We start from the raw sequence: 18,629 nt of genomic DNA on the forward strand, positions 1-18,629 counted from the left end.
TCAAATTTAATAGAAAATGTAAGGAGGCTGTTAACTTGAAAAAAATTCATTTTAAAGTGAATGGAGAAGAACTTTCGGTCACATGTCCACCTGCTAAGACGTTATTGGATGTATTGCGGGATGAGTTCGATCTGACAGGCAGTAAGGAATGCTGTGGTAAAGGTGAATGTGGTTCGTGTACTGTACTAATCGATGGCAAATCAGTATGCTCCTGTCTGGTACTTGCAGGGCAAGCAGAAAATGCAAGCATTACAACAGTAGAAGGCGTCGGTTTAATAGGGAAAATGGATGTCCTGCAAGAAGCTTTTTCAGATGAGGGTGCCACACAATGCGGATATTGTACACCAGGTTTCATTGTAAGTGCGAGGGCCTTTTTGGATAGCATTGATTATATTCCAACAGATGATGAAATTAAAACAGCACTTGGCGGGAATCTTTGTCGTTGTACAGGCTATACAAAAATAATTAAAGCAGTACAGACTGCCGCCAGGAAACAGTATGCAACCGAGGAAACTGTGGTTTGACAAATAGTGGAGTTTCCGCAATTATGCTTGCAGCCGGGCTTTCCAGTCGGATGGGAACATTAAAGGCATTACTGCCATGGCAAGGGATTCCTCTGATCCAATTTCAAATTGAACAAATGCAAAAAGCCGGGATAAATGAAATTATCATCGTGCTTGGTTATCAGGCAGAGCAATTGCGGGAAATTACTGCTAATTATGATGTGATTACTGTAACCAATAAAAATTATGAACAAGGAAAAAGCTCATCCATTCGAAAAGGAGCAGCATATATCAAGGAGGATACGGAAGGTGTTTTTGTTTCGGCAGTAGACCAGCCTGTATCAAGCCATACACTCAGAAAACTATCAAACCATTTAAAAAAGGTACATGCCAAAGCGGTCATTCCGGTCTATCAAAATAAACACGGACATCCAATTTTATTTCATGGAAGTTTAAAAACAAACCTGTTAGCAGTAAATGAAAAAACGAAAGGACTGCGAAATGTTATCAGGGAACACTCCAATCAGATAGCATATTTACCTGTTAATGATTCAGATGTCTTATTAAACTTTAACAATCCTGATGATTATATGAATAGCTTGCAAGGGGGTTTGAAATGAGAGTTTCAGAGATTGATATGTTTTCACCGTCATCTGTTGAGGAATGCTTATATTTTCTTCGTGATCAAGATCGACCGTCACGAATTCTCGCAGGAGGAACAGACGCAGTTGTTCGGATGAAGGATGGTGCCTGGCTTCCAGATATTTGGATAAATATTAACCAACTAAATGCATTACGTTATATTCGCTTGGAGAACAATGGAATCCATATAGGTCCATTAACCAGCCACACAGATATTGTTAAGTCAGAACTACTTCAGGAAAAAGCAGATGTATTAGTCGGAGCTTCCAAAGAAGTTGGGGCAATTCAATTGCAAAACATGGGGACAATTGGAGGGAATCTTGGTACAGCCTCGCCGGCTGGTGATACAATTCCTGCTTTATTTGTACTGGATGCACAAATTGAACTCAGCTCATTTAATGAAAAAAGAGTCGTTCCAATCAACGAATTTTTTACAGGACCTGGAAAAACACTGCAAAAGCAGGATGAAATGATTACAAATATTATCATACATCCACAAGCAGCTAATGAGATTGGAATATTTGAAAAGCTTGGTCCCAGAAAAGCTCAGTCAATCTCTATTGTCAATGTTGCAATCTCTTTAAAAATGGGTAGTAACCCTCGTGAATGCCTGGATGGGAAAATTGCATTTGGCTCTGTTGGACCAACAATTATTCGGTCAAAAAAATGCGAAAAAATGCTCTCCCTTGGCCCACTGGATGACATAGCGATTCAGGATATTTCCGGTGCCGCCTGGAAAGAGGTTATGCCAATATCAGATGTTAGAGCAAGTGCTAAATATAGACGAAGTATGGCAAGTGCTTTATTGGAGAGAGGTTTATATCGTCTGATGAAGAGGTGGGATGAAAGATGAGTAAACACACAGAAGAAATTCAAAAGCTTAAAAGTAAGCAACAATTAAAATGGGTTGGTAAATCAGTAAAAAGAATTGATGGACCCGAAAAAGTAACCGGTGAGCAGAAATACAAGACAGACTTAAAATTCCCTGACATGGTATGGGGAAAGGTACTCCGGGCAACGTATCCATATGCTAAAATCAGAGCAATTGATACTACAAAAGCCGAGGCACATCCGGAAGTCGTCTGTGTTTTAACCCATAAAGACATTCCGGGTTTTAATGGATTTGGGATTGTAACACCTGATCAGCCTGTTTTATGTGAGGATATTGTAAGGTGTACGGGTGATGCAGTCGCACTTGTAGCAGCAGAAACGATGGAAGCAGCTGAAGAAGCAATTAAATTAATTGAAGTAGACTACGAGCCACTTGATCCTGTTATTGATGCGGAGAGTGCCATGATCCAGGGTGCCCCTCGTCTCCATCCCGATGGAAACATTCATAGTCATGTAACCATTGAGAATGGTGACATTGAAAAGGGCTTTGAAGAAGCTGATTATATTTTCGAAAATACTTTCTATTCCCCAAGGCAAATGCATGCCTTTATCGAAACAGAAGGTGGATGGGGGATTATGGAAAAGGACGGGTCACTGACAATTCATTGTCCCGCCCAGTACGGGCACAGAGATAAATTGCAAATAGCAAGAGCACTTGCCCTGAATCCGGAAAGAATACATGTTTATTCAAGCCCAAATGGTGGAGGGTTTGGTGGTAAAGATGAAATTACGGTCCAAATCTATCTTGCACTATTGGCAATGAACACTGGAGGCAGACCAGTTAAAATTCACTTAAGCCGTGAAGAATCTGTTATTGCCGGCATCAAACGCCATTCTTTTAAAGTAACCGTAAAAACAGGTGCGAAAAAAGATGGGACGCTTATTGCCAATAAAGTGCGTGCAGTAGCAGATACAGGGGCATATGCATCACTTGGCGGTGCCGTTACAGCACTGGCAGTTGAACATGCATCAGGACCCTACAAGATTCCTAATGTTGATATGGAAGGATTTTGCGTCTATACAAACAATGGAATTGCCGGTGCTTTTCGGGGGTTCGGCGTAAACCAGGTGTGTGTTGGTATTGAAACACATATAGATATGCTGGCAGAGAAAACCGGACTTGATCCAATAGAAATTAGAAAGAAAAATGCGTATCGCCAAGGTGAATTATCCAGTTTGGGTCATGTTGTGGGGTCAAGTGTTGGAACGATTGAAACACTGGAAAAAGCAAAGGAATCTGACCTATGGATAAATAGAGATCTTTATAAATCTCAGGGTAGTGAACCATGGAAAAAAAAGGGTGTTGCTGTAGCTACATCATTTCATGGAGTTGGGATGGGTCTTGGTACACCCGACTATGGTGCAGCTACAATCGAATTGCTTGAAGATGGAAGGTTTAAAGTTGGTGTGGCCATTGAAGAAATAGGCACAGGAAATGGAACAGTTTACGCGCAGGTTGCAGCTGAAGTTTTAAGATGCAATGTTGACGATATCGTGGTTGTACAAGGGGATACAAAAGAAACACTGGACAGTGGTACGATCTCGGCATCCAGATCCACTTATACAGGTGGTCGCGCCATTGCAACAGCAGCACCAAACATGATCAGCCTGTTAACAGAAGCCGCTGCAGAAATCTTAGAAGTCCCCAATGCTGACATTGAGCTTGCAGATAATAAATTGATTGTAGCAGGTGATGAAAACAGTTTTGTAAACTACAAACAAATTTATAATAAATTATACGAAAAACATCAAACAACCCGGGTAGAAGGACATTTCTATTTGCCAAGGGAAAAAGAAGAGCTGAAAAACTCCGGTGGTGCTCCCCATCATTTGTACGGGTATATGACACATGTCGTTATGGTGGAGGTAGACACATTAACAGGTGAAACGGAAGTCCTGCATGTCGTTGCAATCCCGGATGTTGGGAAAGTCCTGAATCCACAAGGGCTTGAGGGGCAAAGTGAAGGTGGGGCTGTCATGGGAATAGGCTATACCTTGTATGAAGATACTCTAATTGAAGGTGGTTATCATAAAACGAAAAATTTTACCGACTATATTATTCCAACAATTAGAGAGACACCTATTATCGAGACGATCCCAGTTGAATCCAATGAAGAAACCGGTCCCTTTGGTGCAAAAGGAATTGCTGAGGTTGTCATGATTCCAATTATTCCAGCTATCATGGCCGCAATTTATGATGCTACAGGTGCAAGGATTAATCATCTTCCAGCAACACCTGAACGGATATATCAGGCTATTCAAGCTACTAAAAAACAAACACTGGTTTCGAGGTGATGCAAATTGATAAGTCACCAATTGTATGAACTACTTTCAGAAGCTCTTAGCAAGAAACAGGATATTGCACTGATAACCATTACAAAACATCCCGATTTATCCTATGTCGGTTCTAAGTTTCTCTTGCATAAAAACGGATTACTAGTTGACGAAAATCAATTTTCGCTTGGGCTACAATCCAAATTTATAGAATACTGTTTACCGATATTAAAACAACATAAAACAAAGACAGTTCCTATACCATATAATGAAATACAAATCGAATGCTATGTGGAGGTCTTTCCAGTTCCATCACATCTGATTGTGGCAGGAGCCGGACATGTATCAGAACCTGTTGCAGAGATTGGAAAAATGCTTGGTTTTTACGTAACCGTCATTGATGATCGCCAAAAGTTTGCTAATGACGAACGATTTCCCTTTGCTGATGAAGTTGTTTGTTCATCGTATATCGACTTTTTCCGCAATGTACCTATAACACCGGAAACCTATATACTTTTACTCACAAGAGGTCATAAATTTGATGTTGTTAGCCTACAGGAATTATTAAAACGGGAGGAACACTTGGAAGTAAAAGATCGCACCAAATATATTGGAATGATTGGCAGCAGACGAAGAATATCCGGTGTTTTTGAACAGTTAAAAAGTGAATTTACAGACCATAATTTTATAAACATATACTCACCGGTTGGATTGGATGTTGGTGCACAAACTCCGGCTGAAATTGCCATCAGTATTCTGGCTGAAATTTTAAAAATAAAAAATGCTTCAAGTGGTAATTCATTAAAGGAAAAGATTTCAAGTTATTCGCAACTGAAATTTCGGGAGAGATTCAAAAATGAATAACATTGATTTTTACAAAAAAGTAATGTCTGTGCAAAACGAAGGAATTAAAGCAGCAGTAGCCACCATTATTGGAACAAAGGGGTCAACACCAAGAAGAACAGGTGCTAAAATGATTATTTTTGCCGATGGTGAAATTTATGGAACCATCGGGGGTGGCTGTGGGGAGGGGGAAGTAATTGAGAAGTCGTTTTCTGTTATGGATCAAGGCATTCCCGCACAGCATCAAGTGGACTTAACAGAAGGATTGTTTTATGAGGATGGCGGAATCTGTGGTGGAATTATGGATGTGTTTATTGAACCGATTCATCAAATAAATATATTGTGAATTTGTTAATCCACTTAAAATAAGGTTGTTTTTTCGCAAGAGATATTAAAAACGACGTAACTTTTGTGTGACTTTCTCCCGCCCTTTAGAAGATGAGTGCTAAATCAGCGCTACGGAAATACACTACGCTTTCCGTGGGCGGCTGGTGAGCCTCCTCGTGCTACGCACTCGGGGGTCTCACCTATGCCTTTCCTCCCACAGGAGTCTCCGTGTATTTCCTCCGCTGGTATTCAGTGTACTGCCGATGAACTACATTAGTAATCAATATTCAAAACATCAAACCACCTCACCAGTTCGGGTGAGTGAAGGGCGGTGACTCCTTGAAAATACAGATCTATTTTCTGCGTGCGATGCAGGTGCTGTCGAAGCTTTCCTTGTCCTGCGGGAATAGCACGTGTCCGAAGACCCCGCAGAGTGGTTTTCTCGAGGAGGCTAAGGCCGTGCCCTAAGGTCCGCATCCGCCCGAAGCGATCCCGAACGGCGATTATAGCAAATAGTAAGTTACGTCGTCCTTTTTATCAAATGAGATGGTTTGAGAGCAAAAAACTTATGAAAAGAGCTTATATATAAAGAGAATATATGAATTATATGGTGAATACAATAGATTGTACAAGAATAAAAGTCAGAAAATTAAGACTTAGGGATCAGCAATAAAATTTATATTTAAGTTCATAAATCAATTTTATAAAATGAACGGATGAAAAGTGTATAATCGCTTTTTTTCCTATCATAGTGGAAACACGGTATCATACATTTCTGTTTACCGGAAAAGAAATGAGCCGCAGTAATTATCCTTTTTATTAGGGGTTTACTGTGGCTTTTTCTGTATATATAGATTTTGAGACATTAGTAAATCATTGCAGAAGAGCTTCACTTTTAAGAAGACTACTAAGGTTAAGTGGAAGGAGGACCAGTGTTTTATAGTATGGTAGTTTAACAAAATTTTAATTTTGCAGGTGGAATACATTAAAAAGGAGGAATATGATATGTCAAAACAGGCTGATGAAGTTTTACGAAACAAAGGCACCATCCCACCAAATCAAAACAATATACTGGAAAAAGTTTTTAAGCTGTCAGAACGTGGAACGAATGTAAAAACGGAACTCATTGCTGGTTTAACATCATTTTTGGCAATGAGTTATATCATCATTGTCAATCCAATGATTTTAGCCGATGCTGGTATACCACATGAAGCTGCATTTGCTGCAACAATCTATGCCAGTGTATTTTGTACACTTTTGTTTGCATTATGGGTAAATTATCCTGTTGCAATTGCACCGGGAATGGGTCTTAATGCATTCTTTACGTATACTGTTGTTATTGGTGAAGGTTTAACCTGGCAAACCGCGCTTGGTGCAGTATTTATTTCCGGTCTTGTCTTCTTTATTCTAACGGTAACGGGAGTTCGGGCAAAAATTGTGGAAGGTGTACCAACTCCGCTAAAGTCAGCGATAGGAGTTGGAATTGGATTATTTATTGCGTTTATTGGTTTTCAGAATGCTGGTTTAATTGTTTCGAATGAATCCACGGTTGTTGGATTAGGGGATATTACAAAAGCAGGGCCCTTAATTGCGGTTATCGGGATTATTATTGCTGGTTTCTTTATGGCAAAACAAATAAAGGGTGGTCTCCTGCTAACCATTGCAATTACAACTATTATTGCTATGATTGCGGGTGTAGCTTCAGTTCCTGGTGGAATGAACGATATTATTTCCTTTGATCTCCCAAGTATGTCTGAAACATTCCTGCAGATGGATCTGATGGGCGCAATTGGTTACGGAGTCATTGCCGTAATTTTCTCATTTACAATTGTTGAATTATTTGATAACTTAGCTACACTGATTGGGCTGACAAAAAAAGCAGGCCTAACAGATAAAGATGGTAATATCCAGGATCTTGACAAAGCACTCCAAGCCGATTCTGTCGGTACAATGGCAAGTGCTGCACTTGGAAGTACGGCACTTAATGCCTATGTAGAAAACGCTACTGGTATTTCTGAAGGTGGCAGAACTGGTTTAACCGCATTGACTGTTGGTATACTGTTTTTATTTTCACTGCTGTTTGCACCACTGGTTGGTTTTATACCAAGTGTGGCAACTGCCCCAATTCTGGTTATTGTTGGTGCACTTATGCTAACGGAAATTGCAAATATAAAGTTTGACGATTATACTAATGTGATTCCGGTCTTTCTGACGATTGTTCTGATGCCATTAACATACAGTATTGCTACAGGATTGGCTTTTGGGTTTATTAGTTATACAGCATTAAAAATGATGACAGGAAAGTTCAAGGATATTCACTGGATCGTATATTTTATCAGCATTGCCTTTATCATCCACTTTATTACTGGTGGTCACTAAGAAGTGCGATAGAAAATCTTTCTCGGGATCAGTGTGCTTTAGGGGGATAAATGATGAACAAGGATTTATTAAAAAGAAGAATTGCAATTGCTGCTAAAAAAATACCTGCTGATACAGTTGTGAAGAACGGGAAAATTATCGATGTGTTTAATCAGGAAATTATCGAAGCAGATCTCGCAATTGCTGATGGTGTTTTTGCCGGGATAGGCAGTTTTGAAGGAAAGAATATCATTGATGCTCAAGGTAAATATATTGCACCAGGCTTTGTTGACGGACATGTTCATATAGAATCAGCGATGGTTACACCAGCGGAGTTTGCAAATGTTGTGCTGCCACATGGTGTGACATCGGTCGTAGCTGATCCGCATGAAATCGCCAATGTCAGCGGAATTGATGGGATTAGGTTTATGCTGGACGCTTCCGAAAATATTTTGCTAAATGTATTTTTTGGACTTCCTTCATGTGTTCCTTCAACCGGATTTGAGAATGCCGGAGCAACGTTATCAGCGGAAGACCTGCTCCCATTGTATGATCATGATCGGGTGATCAGTCTGGGTGAAGTCATGGATTTTCCTGCAGTTTTTAATGGGGATGACAGCATGCTGGATAAATTAATAGATGCTAAGAATTTGAATAAAGTTATTGACGGTCATGCGGCCGGTGTGGATCAAAATGGTCTAAATGTCTATATGGCAGCAGGTATCCAGAGTGATCATGAATGTACAACAGCTGAAGAGGCTAAAGAAAGATTACAGCGTGGAATGTATCTCATGCTTAGGGAAGGGTCTGCTTCGAGGGATTTAAGAACTCTATTACATGCGGTTAACGAAAAGAATGCACAACGCTGCTTATTTGTGACAGATGATAAACATTTGGATGATCTGATTGAGGAAGGAAGTATCGATCATAATATTCGTGTCACAATTGAGCATGGCATTGACCCAATTACTGCAATCCAAATGGCAACATTAAATGCGGCTGAATATTTTGGATTAAAAAATAAAGGGACCATCGCCCCAGGATATGATGCAGATTTCCTGCTTTTAGATAGTATCGAAAATGTTACTATTAATGAGGTGTTTGTAAAGGGGAATTCTGTAGCCAGGAATGGACAATGCGTTTCAAATCTAAAAAATGCTGTTCAGCCTTCTGAAAGGTTAGTGAATAGCGTTCGGATGGATTCAATAGCAGCAGACGATCTTCATATAGAGCTTTCCAGAGATCGAAAAGCCAATATTATCTCTATAATTCCTAACAGCATCGTGACGAAACATAAGGTTCAGGAAGTGGATGTACGAAATGGACGATTTCAGCCTTCAGTAGAAGAAGACTTCCTAAAGATGGCTGTTGTTGAACGACACAGCCAAAAAGGGAATATTGGTCTTGGCATACTACATGGATTAGGATTAAAGTCAGGTGCAATAGCATCAACCTTTGCACATGATTCACATAATATTATTGCTGCAGGGACCAACGACAATGATTTAATTACAGCTATTAACAGTATAAAGAAAATAAATGGTGGTATGGTTGTAGTGGATAATGGTAACGTACTGGCTTCATTACCACTCGCTATCTCAGGGTTAATCTCAACTGAAGATTTCACTACAGTCAATACAAATTTACAAAAATTAAACGAAGCTCTTGGCTTGCTTGGATTTTCTGAGAACTTTAATCCTTTTATAACACTGTCATTTATGGCATTGCCGGTAATTCCTGAAATTAAGCTGACAGATATCGGTTTATTTGATGTACAGGCATTTAAGCATATTCCGATTGAAGCAGGCACACCAGCACCTAAATAAAAACTAGCAAACTGATACCCTGGAAAAAGAGGAAAGGCAATAATACGCTTTTCCTCTTATGATTTGTATTGCTTCACTAATAATTAATCCCGACAAAGTCATTCATTAGAGTAACTTACCATCCCCCACCTACTATGCCAATTTTTTTGCAGCACACGCTTTTCATATATTTTCATGAGCCGATCTGATTTCTGAAAAAACGGTGTAGGCCGAACAACCATATTCAAAACATCTCGGGTTCCGTGTGGTGCGGTTAAAATAAGCTTTCCATTGTTATCCAGACGAACACCCAAGGCAGTTGCTGTTTCAGGAAATTTAGCTATGGCATCTTCTGTATCAGTGTAAGGATCCAGGTTATTTCGCAAATGCATACGGGCTTCATTTTTTACAGACCATGGTAATCCTGGCAGTAAACCAGCCAATAAACTTTCCAGCCGTTTTTCTTCAACCTCATTTATGTTTTTTTCGTCATAATAAACAACGTCAATATCCGCGATTTCAGTTCTTTTTTCAAAACCATGAAGAACATCCCAGATTTTCGATCTTGCAAAGCCAGCGCAAATCCACCAGTCAGGTAAATCCAGCTCACTTGCAGTATGTAGTACATTCATCATCCACTGATCTTCACTAATTATTTGAATAATATCTGCTTCATTTTCTAATTTCATAAGATCACCCCATCTATTTTATTATAAGTGAAATTCTTGTACTAAAGTATGCTAGAATTGAAACACTTACTTTTGAAAGTGGTAATTGCTAAGGGGTTGATAATCTAATGAAAAATAATGAAGTAGAAAATATTGGACAGATAAATAAGCTTCCAATCATTGCCGTACTAATAACTGGTGCATTTTTGGCTATTTTAAATCAGACTTTACTGGCGACAGCCATTCCACATATAATGGCGGATTTAAATTTATCGGAGAATACTGCACAATGGCTGACAACCATTTTTATGCTGGTAAATGGGATCATGATTCCCATTACGGCTTTTTTAATTGAAACATTTACGACGCGTCGCTTATTTCTGACAGCGATGAGCACATTTGCTTTTGGTACGTTAATTTGTGCGATTGCTCCGGGCTTTGCTATATTGATGGTAGGACGAATCATTCAAGCAGCTGGTGCTGGAATTATGATGCCATTAATGATGACAATTTTTCTTTTGATTTTCCCGATTGAAAAAAGGGGATCAGCCATGGGAACAGTAGGACTGGTAATTGGATTTGCTCCAGCCCTTGGACCTGTTATATCCGGCTGGCTTGTAGAGCAATATCCGTGGAGATCCTTATTTTATATTGTGCTGCCATTAGCAGTGATCAATGTTATAATAGCTTATTTTGTTATGAAAAATATTACAAAACGAACTTTTCCAAAGGTCGATGTGCTGTCCATTATTTTTTCCACCTTGGGTTTTGGTGGTTTGCTGTACGGGTTTAGTAGTGCCGGAAATTATGGATGGTCGAGTGTGCTGGTAATTACTTCTTTAATTGTTGGAACACTAACCTTAACGACATTTATTTTAAGACAATTCAAGCTTGCTCAGCCTATTTTAGAATTCAGGATATTTAAAAACAAAATATATACGGTTACTACAATTATTGGAATGATTGCATTTATCGGATTGATAGCAGCAGAAACGATACTCCCAATCTATATGCAAAATATGGCTGGATATTCTGCGCTGGAATCAGGCATGATGATCCTGCCCGGTGCTTTAATTATGGGGTTCATGTCACCAATTAACGGAAGAATATTTGATAGATTCGGAGCCAAGTATCTGGTCATTATCGGAATGACACTTTTAACAGTGACATCACTCTTATATACAAATTTAACGCCGGAAACTTCGCTACCCTATATAACAACCGTTTTTGCGGTACGGATGTTTGGGATCTCCATGATTATGATGCCTGCGACTACGGCCGGGCTGAATCAGCTGCCAAATAGGCTGATCCCTCATGGTTCTGCAATGACAAATACAATGCGCCAGGTTGCAGCATCTATTGGTACAGGACTTTTAATAACAATTATGACAGCAACAGCATTAAATACAGGAGAAAATGCAACACCGAGTGAAATGATTCATGGTGTTAACATCGCATTTTATGTAGCAACAGGGCTATCTTTAGCTGGTCTAATTTCGGCGTTTTATATCAAAGGTACGACTCCGGCTGAGGATCGGGCTGGAATGGAATCCGAATAGAGAGGGGGGTGCTCCAGTGGTTTGGCAGCACTTTCCAAGAAACTGCTTTCGCTGATAAAAGCAACATTTGAGCTGATAGACGAACCAATTTCGCTGATATAAAATGTGAAACCGCTGATATGCAGCTCAATATACTATATAAAAGATAAATTCGAGCAGGAGGGTTGTGCAGACTACTCCTGCTCGAATATTAATTAACCAGTCCAATAGGCTTTAAAATATCCTATTCTTCAAAACAATAATGCAGTTTATCAAAGGTTGAACGCAGCTCATGAATTCGCTTTTTAGTATTTGCTGTTGATTCATCGCCTTTTAAAACATCTCCGATAAGTTTAGCGATAACTTCCATATCATCCTCTTTCATTCCAAGCCTTGTTATTTCGGTCGTGCCGATTCTTAGTCCACTGGGCTCATCCCAATCCTCCGGTTTATCTGTAGGAATCAGGTTTTTGTTTGTAATGATATTTGCTTCAGCTAATTGATTTGCTGCATGGTATCCTCCACCAAATTTTCCAACATCTAAAATCACTTGATGTGTCTCTGTAAAATCTTTATGTGAACCTAATACAGTAATCCCTTGGTTCTGGAATGCTTTACCAAGTGCTTTTGCATTTTTTACTATTTGTCCCATGTACTCTTTTCCAAATGCTAAAAATTCTGCTGCTGCAACTGCTAATGCCGCTACTCTGTTAACTTGGTGAGTCGCTGCGAGTGCAGGGAAGATTGTATCTGTAAATGGTTTGGTTAATTCAGGGTCGTCCCATAAAATAATTCCACTTTGCGGCCCACTAAATGTTTTTCCTGCTGAACCTGTAAGAACACTTGCGCCTTCCTTAAGAGGATCTTGAAACAGGCCTGCTCCAATTAGTCCAAGCTGATGTGCACCATCGAAGAATATTTTGCCGTCCCACTCTGAAACAATTTCAGCCATCTCTTTGATTGGAAAAGGAAACAGTGTCATGGATGCACCAAGCGTTACTACTTTTGGTCTTGTTTCCCGTGCGGTTTTGGCAAATTGCTCAATATCTACGGTCAGTTCAACTGGATCCATTGGGATATCCCGAATATTTAGACCACGAATACCAGCAGGTCCGTCAATCCGGTTACTTGAATGTCCACCAAAAGGCTGTGACATCGTCATAATAGGATCACCAGGTTCAGTTAATGCAGCATATACGGTCATATTTCCAAGCATACTCGCAATTAATCGGTGATCAGCATAATTAGTTCTAAAAACTTTCTTTAATAACTCCATACAAAGTGATTCTATTTCATCGATGTATTGTGTTCCAGCAAACCAACGCTGTTTGGGGCCAATATGACCTTCAGCAGCACGAATTCCTACTTCTGATGATAAAAGCTTTCTCACGATGGGGCTTGTTGGTGCTTCCGGAGCCAAAAGGTTTAAACATTCTCTTCCACGCCAAAGTTCATTCCTGTTAACAGCATGAACAACTTCATCTGCCGCCAATCTTTCTGAAGGACTATTATCAATTAATTCACGTGCCCAGTTTAAAACGGATGCATCATGTACCTCGTAATTTGTTTCGGTAATCGTAGTCATTAAATAACCTCCCTGAAATATTGTTTACTCTGTAAGAACATTGCTCAAGCTTAGCCAATTTTCTTCCACTGAAACAGATACAGCCCTGCTGTCACCCAACTCACTTAATGCAATAATCTTTTCATGCTCCTTAACTGAATCGATGCCTTTTAATGAGTCGAATTTAGCGAATTCAAGCCTTCTTATTTTTGGTGTAATGCGTTCTAAAGCCCTGATAATTTCATCATTTTCGGATGCTTGCAGGAATACTTGATGAAACTGATCATCCGCTTCAACAGCTTTAACTAAATTCCCTTCTTCCAGCATTTGCTTGAAACTATGGTTCAGTTTTTTAAGTAATTGGAAATCTTTCTCCTTGAATCTGGAAACAGCTAATCTTGCTGCCAAACCATGCAATGTTGCAACAACGACAAAAGCCTGTTTCACCTCCTTAATATTTAACTCAGCTACACGGGTGAGAGCACTTGGTGTTGAGACTACCAAACCTTCGTCCTCAAGCCGTCTTAATGCTTCTCTGACTGGTGTGCGACTAACATTAAATTGTTCCGCAAGGGCCTGATCTCTGATTTTTTCTCCAGGTTTGAGCTCCATGTTAATAATTGCAGTTTTTAAAGAGCGATAAATTTGTTCTCTAAGTGATAATCTTTCTATGCTTTTAATAGTTGTATTCGTTTTCATAAATCCAATATATCGGATTTCGGTTTTATAGTCAACCGATAATATTAAATTTTCAGTTTTTTAAAAATATAAATTGAGAAATAATTTATCATTAATTGAGTCAGATGTTAGAATAAATGAGAATGATTTATTTTGATGAAGTAAACGAGGAGAATTTAAATTGAGGAGATAATGTCTGGATTGGCGGTGGGACAATAATTAATCCTGATGTAAACGTTGGTAACAATGTTGTTATTGGATCCGGTTTCGTAATAACGAAGGATGTAGCGGATAATGTAGCTGTTGCAGGAAATCCTGCGAAGCTTATTAAGGAGATAAATGCATAGAGTTAATGTCCTCTTGTTGTCACCTCAGTATATAAAGTATAATACATAGTAAATATACTGTTACGGTTATTTCAGAATCAGTGTTTTACAACATGTATAAAGTTAAAGCAGGAAATTGGAGTTTTATGTAGAATTTAAATTTATAGGAAAAGGAGAGTGAGGCTGGCATGGAAACATTACCTGGTTGGTTTTTAATAATCTTTTTGATGTTTTTGTTTCTTACATTTATAATCAGCGCCATCTGCTATGCCCGGGCGGTGCAAACAACTATATCAGTAATAGCACTTATACTTTCGCTGGCCATTCCACTTATAAATTTAGTGTTTAGTGCTCAAAGGTCAGGAGAAATGAATGGATATGAATATTTAATTGCTCAATTACAAGATGGAAATTGGTGGGCCATTCTAATAATAGTGGGTTATGTTTATTTAATTGTTTGGTGGGTTTTATTTATAAATAAACAATTGATCAGGATACAGTTTTATCAAAGAGTTATAAAATTATATAAGAAGCTGAGTGACAAAACGGTTACCTATTGGAAAAATCGATCATCATGATACTACTACTACTACGGGTTCGATGGAAAAACATCTTGCAGGGAGTGACTGTTTTGGATGAAAAAATAATATCCTTTCCTCCGGTATTGCCTAAAGAACCTAAAGTACTTATTCTTGGCTCTATGCCTGGTGGAATATCCTTGGAAAAAAAGCAATACTATGGTAATCCCCGTAATCATTTTTGGGGAATACTTTTTGAGCTATTTAATCAAACTCCAATAGAAGATTATGAGGAAAAAATTAATTTCGTGAAACAGAATAATATTGCACTTTGGGATTCGATCGGTAACTGTTATCGCGAAGGAAGTCTCGATACAGCTATTACAGACGAAGAACCGAATGATATTATGGGATTACTTCGGCAATACCCGACTATTAAGCTTATTGCTTGTAATGGGACCAAATCATATCAGACATTTTTGAGGAATTTTCCAAGGGAGAAATTAGACGCTGTAGATGTTGTAAAAATGCCATCAACAAGTCCCATCCCTGGTCGGTACACAAAAAGCTTTGCCGGTAAAGTGGAAGCATGGAAGCGGATCGTAGATTTCTCATAAAATATTTTTTGATTATAATCATGCTTTGAGGGGTATATATATTGAAAAACGGTGATATGTCATCTGTTTTATGATACTATAGAAATGAGTCAAAAGTCTGTTAATCAGAAGTTGAAAAAATTCTACTTACTTTCGGCCTAGTAAAAAAAATTTTGACTCAAGTTTATAAAAGACGAATAATTTTATAATGATGGTAATAAGATTACATTGGCTGTTTTTTTACAGATAAAATAATAAAATGAGCCGCAAGCGGCAACTTACGGCTCTGACAGCTACCCGCAAAGTGCGGCGACTCTGTCTCACAGATCAAAAAAAGTAATTATCCTGTATCACATTATCGGCAGGGTGGTTACTTTTTTTCTCGGCTGTTAACAATCAACAATACCAGTGTAGCAAAGAGAAACATCAACTCAAGAGTTGTGTCAATTGGTATCACAAGTTTCAGCCCCTTTCATTAGGGGTTTTTAGCCGCCGAGTAAAAGAAATACTTTTACCGCTTTAACCGAAGCTCACCCTGCATAGCATGTCTCCTTCATTATACTATGGCTGTAAAAAAAAGGAAATGGTACAATATTCATATATTTCTGTATGTTAAGTAAAACTTCTCTCTTATACAATCTGAATATGCCTACTTTTGTCATGTCTATATTTTCTATAAAAAATAATCATCGAATCAATTGTTTCTTTAAAATCAGGACATCGTATTCCTGAACCGGCAAGATCCGCAATAGTTTGGGTGGAATCATATGATGATTGAAACATAAAGTAGTCCATCGCTTCTTTTTCAACATACAGCCATTTACGAACAGGAGCCGATGACAGTGCACTTTTTGCTAAAGGAAGCGGGATGGTTCCTTTGGGTGTTTTTCCTACGTAGTTTTGAGAGAGCATTGTATGCAGTTCTCTCATCGTATATGGATTTGGATCAGTCAGATGATAGGTTTTTCCAACACTGGAAGCGGAAAAGGAAAGAAAACTTGTTGCCTCCAGCACGTAGTCGGACGGAACAAAATTACCCTCTGCACTTCCTTCGCTAAAGTATGGAATAACCGGAAGAAATCGCAGGTGATCTAGCAAATTCAGCATAAAATAAATCCCATCAAATTTAATGGTCTCCCCGGTTTTTGAATGTCCTCTAACAATTCCCGGCCGAATAATAGTCGTCGGTACCGAGGCTTTTAACCCCTCAACCATCAGTTCAGCCTCAAATTTTGTTCGTTCATAATGATTTCTAAAGGTCTGTCCTTCCACCAACTCATGTTCAAAAATGCGTCCTTCCCGAGTGCCTGATACATAGGCAGTGCTGAAATAGATGTAGCGCTTAAGCCTATCAAGTGTTTTCACCCAATCATTTACGTTTTTTGTACCGTTTACATTGACACGAAAAGCTATATCTTTTGGCACTGCCAAGTCATAGATGGCTGCAAGATGGAAGACATGTGTAACAGAACTTTTTAAAGTGTTGTTCATTGCAGCATCGATTTTCATCGAAGGAACGGTAATGTCACCAGGAATTATGTTAAAAAAATCCGGATTTAATTCATTTCTTTCAGTAAGAGATGTAATTTCCTTAACAGCTTTATCTTTTAGACTGGGTAAAACAAGCAGATGAATCTTTTCAATATCTTTTTTATGATCCTTGATGAGTTGTGTGATCAGGCTGCTGGCCAGAAAACCAGGATAGCCTGTAAGAAAATAGGTATGCTTCATGAGATCAACTCCAATTTTATAGTATATTGATTGAATACAGTATATCACGCAAAATATATTAAATTTACCTTTTTCAAAAAACTGCTTGCATTATTAAAACTTCTGCCGTATAATAAATTTAATTTCATAGCAACACTATTAAAAACGTTGATGAGGAAAAGTAAGGTTTAGATATTTTTTAAAAGAGAGCTTCGGTAGCTGAAAAGAAGCAAAAAATACGAATCTGAACAATGGCCTCGGAGTTTCGTGCTGAAAGTACCTTTTGGTATTAGTAGGTTCCGACGAGATTTGGTACTCGTTACCCATACCACAGTATAAAAAGTCAGATGATCTTTTCGTACTTGATGAGGCTGTATGTGTGAGCATACAGTGAAGTAAGGTGGTACCACGTTTATCAAACCACGTCCTTATCGTTTATTCGGTAATGGCGTGGTTTTTTTAATTCATAAATTTATTGGAGGGTTACAGATGAGTAAAAATTTAGTCTTGCAGACGGATTTTGGTTTAAGTGACGGGGCGGTAAGTGCAATGTATGGTGTTGCCATTTCGGTTGACCCGGATATTCGGATTTTTAATTTAACACATGATATTCCACAATATAATATTTGGGAGGCTTCTTATAGACTTTATCAAACTGTCAGATATTGGCCTGAAGAAACAGTATTTGTTTCTGTAGTAGATCCAGGGGTGGGAACGGAGCGATTAAGTGTTGTTGTAAAAACGGGGGAAAATCAATATATCGTGACCCCTGATAATGGAACATTGACCCATATAAACAATAGTGTTGGAATTCTTGAAGCACGGGTTATAGATGAAAAAGTAAATCGTTTACCAAATTCCGGTGAATCCTATACATTTCATGGACGTGATGTATATGCGTTTACAGGTGCAAGACTTGCTTCAAATACCATTTCGTTTGAAGAGGTAGGTCCTGTTGTTGATGTTGAAAACATAATAGAATTGACAAAGCCAAAGGCAAGTAAAGACGGAGAAGTTATTCGGGGTAATATTGATATTCTTGATGTGCGTTTTGGTAATCTATGGACAAATATTAATCGTGAATTATTTAAAGAAACAGGTGTTGAGTACGGAGATTCACTGGAAGTTACGATTGAAAATAATACCCGTCATATTTATAAAAGTATTATGAGATTCGGGCGCTCCTTTGCCGAAAGCCGTATCGGTGAACCGCTTGTATTTGTTAATTCGGTTGATAAACTGGGTGTTGCTCTCAACCAGGGTTCATTCGCCAATGCCTACCATATTGAAACAGGTGCCAACTGGAAAATAAGCATTCGAAAAGTGCCAAATAATCTATAATCAATTAAAATATAAAAATTTTAGTGCGTGTTCAAAAGGAGGATAAA

General features: G+C 38.7%; 16 protein-coding genes, 1 pseudogene and 1 other annotated feature. Of the genes and pseudogenes, 13 read left to right on the top strand and 4 right to left on the bottom strand.

Annotation, left to right across the window (positions count from 1 at the left end; all coding sequences use genetic code 11):
- The first annotated feature begins 35 nt into the window (after positions 1-35).
- The 8 genes from CIL05_RS10345 to ade all read left to right on the top strand — a co-directional run bounded on the left by CIL05_RS10345 (position 36) and on the right by ade (position 9,664).
- Positions 36-524 (top strand): (2Fe-2S)-binding protein, encoded by a 489-nt coding sequence (locus CIL05_RS10345; protein WP_095655454.1) that lies wholly within the window; start codon positions 36-38, stop codon positions 522-524.
- A complete protein-coding gene (locus tag CIL05_RS10350) occupies positions 521-1,123 on the top strand; it encodes a nucleotidyltransferase family protein (RefSeq protein WP_095655455.1) in 603 nt (200 codons plus the stop codon). The genes CIL05_RS10345 and CIL05_RS10350 overlap by 4 nt, the downstream gene beginning before the upstream one ends.
- Positions 1,120-1,998, top strand: coding sequence for an FAD binding domain-containing protein (locus CIL05_RS10355; RefSeq protein WP_095655456.1), 879 nt, complete (start codon positions 1,120-1,122; stop codon positions 1,996-1,998). The genes CIL05_RS10350 and CIL05_RS10355 overlap by 4 nt, the downstream gene beginning before the upstream one ends.
- Positions 1,995-4,331: a xanthine dehydrogenase family protein molybdopterin-binding subunit gene (locus tag CIL05_RS10360; RefSeq protein ID WP_095655457.1), complete on the top strand. Its 2,337-nt coding sequence runs from the start codon at positions 1,995-1,997 to the stop codon at positions 4,329-4,331. The genes CIL05_RS10355 and CIL05_RS10360 overlap by 4 nt, the downstream gene beginning before the upstream one ends.
- 6 nt (positions 4,332-4,337) lie before the next feature.
- Entirely contained in the window at positions 4,338-5,174 is an 837-nt protein-coding gene (locus CIL05_RS10365; protein ID WP_240510163.1) for an XdhC family protein, read from the top strand.
- The gene (locus CIL05_RS10370; RefSeq protein ID WP_095655458.1) at positions 5,167-5,499 is read left to right on the top strand and encodes an XdhC family protein; all 333 of its coding nucleotides are present in this window, start codon (positions 5,167-5,169) and stop codon (positions 5,497-5,499) included. Before CIL05_RS10365 ends, CIL05_RS10370 begins: the two co-directional genes overlap by 8 nt.
- 986 nt (positions 5,500-6,485) lie before the next feature.
- Positions 6,486-7,859 (top strand): NCS2 family permease, encoded by a 1,374-nt coding sequence (locus CIL05_RS10375; RefSeq protein ID WP_095655459.1) that lies wholly within the window; start codon positions 6,486-6,488, stop codon positions 7,857-7,859.
- A gap of 53 nt (positions 7,860-7,912) precedes the next feature.
- On the top strand, positions 7,913-9,664 hold the full coding sequence (ade, locus tag CIL05_RS10380) for an adenine deaminase (protein ID WP_439144834.1): 1,752 nt from the start codon (positions 7,913-7,915) through the stop codon (positions 9,662-9,664).
- A gap of 98 nt (positions 9,665-9,762) precedes the next feature.
- On the opposite strand, the gene CIL05_RS10385 is transcribed toward ade, so the two are convergent.
- Positions 9,763-10,332 (bottom strand): nucleotidyltransferase family protein, encoded by a 570-nt coding sequence (locus tag CIL05_RS10385; RefSeq protein ID WP_095655461.1) that lies wholly within the window; start codon positions 10,330-10,332, stop codon positions 9,763-9,765.
- A gap of 107 nt (positions 10,333-10,439) precedes the next feature.
- Here CIL05_RS10385 and CIL05_RS10390 point away from each other — a divergent pair, with 107 nt between their 5' ends.
- Complete coding sequence (locus CIL05_RS10390) at positions 10,440-11,870, top strand: MDR family MFS transporter (protein ID WP_095655462.1); 1,431 nt, start codon at positions 10,440-10,442, stop codon at positions 11,868-11,870.
- A 223-nt stretch (positions 11,871-12,093) separates the two neighbouring features.
- Here the strand turns inward: CIL05_RS10390 and glyA are convergent, their stop codons facing one another.
- A complete protein-coding gene (glyA, locus tag CIL05_RS10395) occupies positions 12,094-13,434 on the bottom strand; it encodes a serine hydroxymethyltransferase (protein WP_095655463.1) in 1,341 nt (446 codons plus the stop codon).
- A 24-nt stretch (positions 13,435-13,458) separates the two neighbouring features.
- The gene (locus CIL05_RS10400; RefSeq protein ID WP_095655464.1) at positions 13,459-14,112 is read right to left on the bottom strand and encodes a GntR family transcriptional regulator; all 654 of its coding nucleotides are present in this window, start codon (positions 14,110-14,112) and stop codon (positions 13,459-13,461) included.
- 164 nt (positions 14,113-14,276) lie between these two features.
- Here CIL05_RS10400 and CIL05_RS10405 point away from each other — a divergent pair.
- From CIL05_RS10405 to CIL05_RS10415, 3 genes and pseudogenes are all read left to right on the top strand, one after another.
- Positions 14,277-14,438 (top strand): annotated as a pseudogene (locus tag CIL05_RS10405) (acetyltransferase); the annotation flags it as partial.
- Between the two features lie 167 nt (positions 14,439-14,605).
- Positions 14,606-14,995 carry a hypothetical protein gene (locus CIL05_RS10410; RefSeq protein WP_095655465.1) on the top strand — a complete coding sequence of 130 codons (390 nt, stop codon included), beginning with the start codon at positions 14,606-14,608 and terminating at the stop codon, positions 14,993-14,995.
- A 53-nt stretch (positions 14,996-15,048) separates the two neighbouring features.
- Positions 15,049-15,552: a DNA-deoxyinosine glycosylase gene (locus CIL05_RS10415; RefSeq protein WP_206207772.1), complete on the top strand. Its 504-nt coding sequence runs from the start codon at positions 15,049-15,051 to the stop codon at positions 15,550-15,552.
- A gap of 609 nt (positions 15,553-16,161) precedes the next feature.
- On the opposite strand, the gene CIL05_RS10420 is transcribed toward CIL05_RS10415, so the two are convergent.
- Positions 16,162-17,262 (bottom strand): SDR family oxidoreductase, encoded by a 1,101-nt coding sequence (locus CIL05_RS10420; RefSeq protein ID WP_095655467.1) that lies wholly within the window; start codon positions 17,260-17,262, stop codon positions 16,162-16,164.
- Positions 17,263-17,400: 138 nt separating this feature from the next.
- Positions 17,401-17,674 (top strand) — a binding site (T-box leader).
- A 56-nt stretch (positions 17,675-17,730) separates the two neighbouring features.
- On the opposite strand from CIL05_RS10420, the gene CIL05_RS10425 reads away from it, so the two are divergent.
- On the top strand, positions 17,731-18,582 hold the full coding sequence (locus tag CIL05_RS10425) for an SAM hydrolase/SAM-dependent halogenase family protein (RefSeq protein WP_095655468.1): 852 nt from the start codon (positions 17,731-17,733) through the stop codon (positions 18,580-18,582).
- The last annotated feature ends 47 nt before the right edge of the window (positions 18,583-18,629 follow it).

It is taken from the genome of Virgibacillus profundi (genome assembly GCF_002287375.1).
In the GTDB taxonomy this organism is placed as follows: Bacteria; Bacillota; Bacilli; order Bacillales; family Amphibacillaceae; genus Virgibacillus_K; species Virgibacillus_K profundi.

Excerpts from the sequence above, each read along its gene's own strand:
- CIL05_RS10355 (WP_095655456.1), top strand. The coding sequence starts at position 1,120 with ATGAGAGTTTCAGAGATTGATATGTTTTCACCGTCATCTGTTGAGGAA.
- CIL05_RS10360 (WP_095655457.1), top strand. The coding sequence starts at position 1,995 with ATGAGTAAACACACAGAAGAAATTCAAAAGCTTAAAAGTAAGCAACAA.
- CIL05_RS10370 (WP_095655458.1), top strand. The coding sequence starts at position 5,167 with ATGAATAACATTGATTTTTACAAAAAAGTAATGTCTGTGCAAAACGAA.
- CIL05_RS10375 (WP_095655459.1), top strand. The coding sequence starts at position 6,486 with ATGTCAAAACAGGCTGATGAAGTTTTACGAAACAAAGGCACCATCCCA.
- ade (WP_439144834.1), top strand. The coding sequence starts at position 7,913 with ATGAACAAGGATTTATTAAAAAGAAGAATTGCAATTGCTGCTAAAAAA.
- CIL05_RS10385 (WP_095655461.1), bottom strand. The coding sequence starts at position 10,332 with ATGAAATTAGAAAATGAAGCAGATATTATTCAAATAATTAGTGAAGAT.
- CIL05_RS10390 (WP_095655462.1), top strand. The coding sequence starts at position 10,440 with ATGAAAAATAATGAAGTAGAAAATATTGGACAGATAAATAAGCTTCCA.
- glyA (WP_095655463.1), bottom strand. The coding sequence starts at position 13,434 with ATGACTACGATTACCGAAACAAATTACGAGGTACATGATGCATCCGTT.
- CIL05_RS10400 (WP_095655464.1), bottom strand. The coding sequence starts at position 14,112 with ATGAAAACGAATACAACTATTAAAAGCATAGAAAGATTATCACTTAGA.
- CIL05_RS10410 (WP_095655465.1), top strand. The coding sequence starts at position 14,606 with ATGGAAACATTACCTGGTTGGTTTTTAATAATCTTTTTGATGTTTTTG.
- CIL05_RS10420 (WP_095655467.1), bottom strand. The coding sequence starts at position 17,262 with ATGAAGCATACCTATTTTCTTACAGGCTATCCTGGTTTTCTGGCCAGC.
- CIL05_RS10425 (WP_095655468.1), top strand. The coding sequence starts at position 17,731 with ATGAGTAAAAATTTAGTCTTGCAGACGGATTTTGGTTTAAGTGACGGG.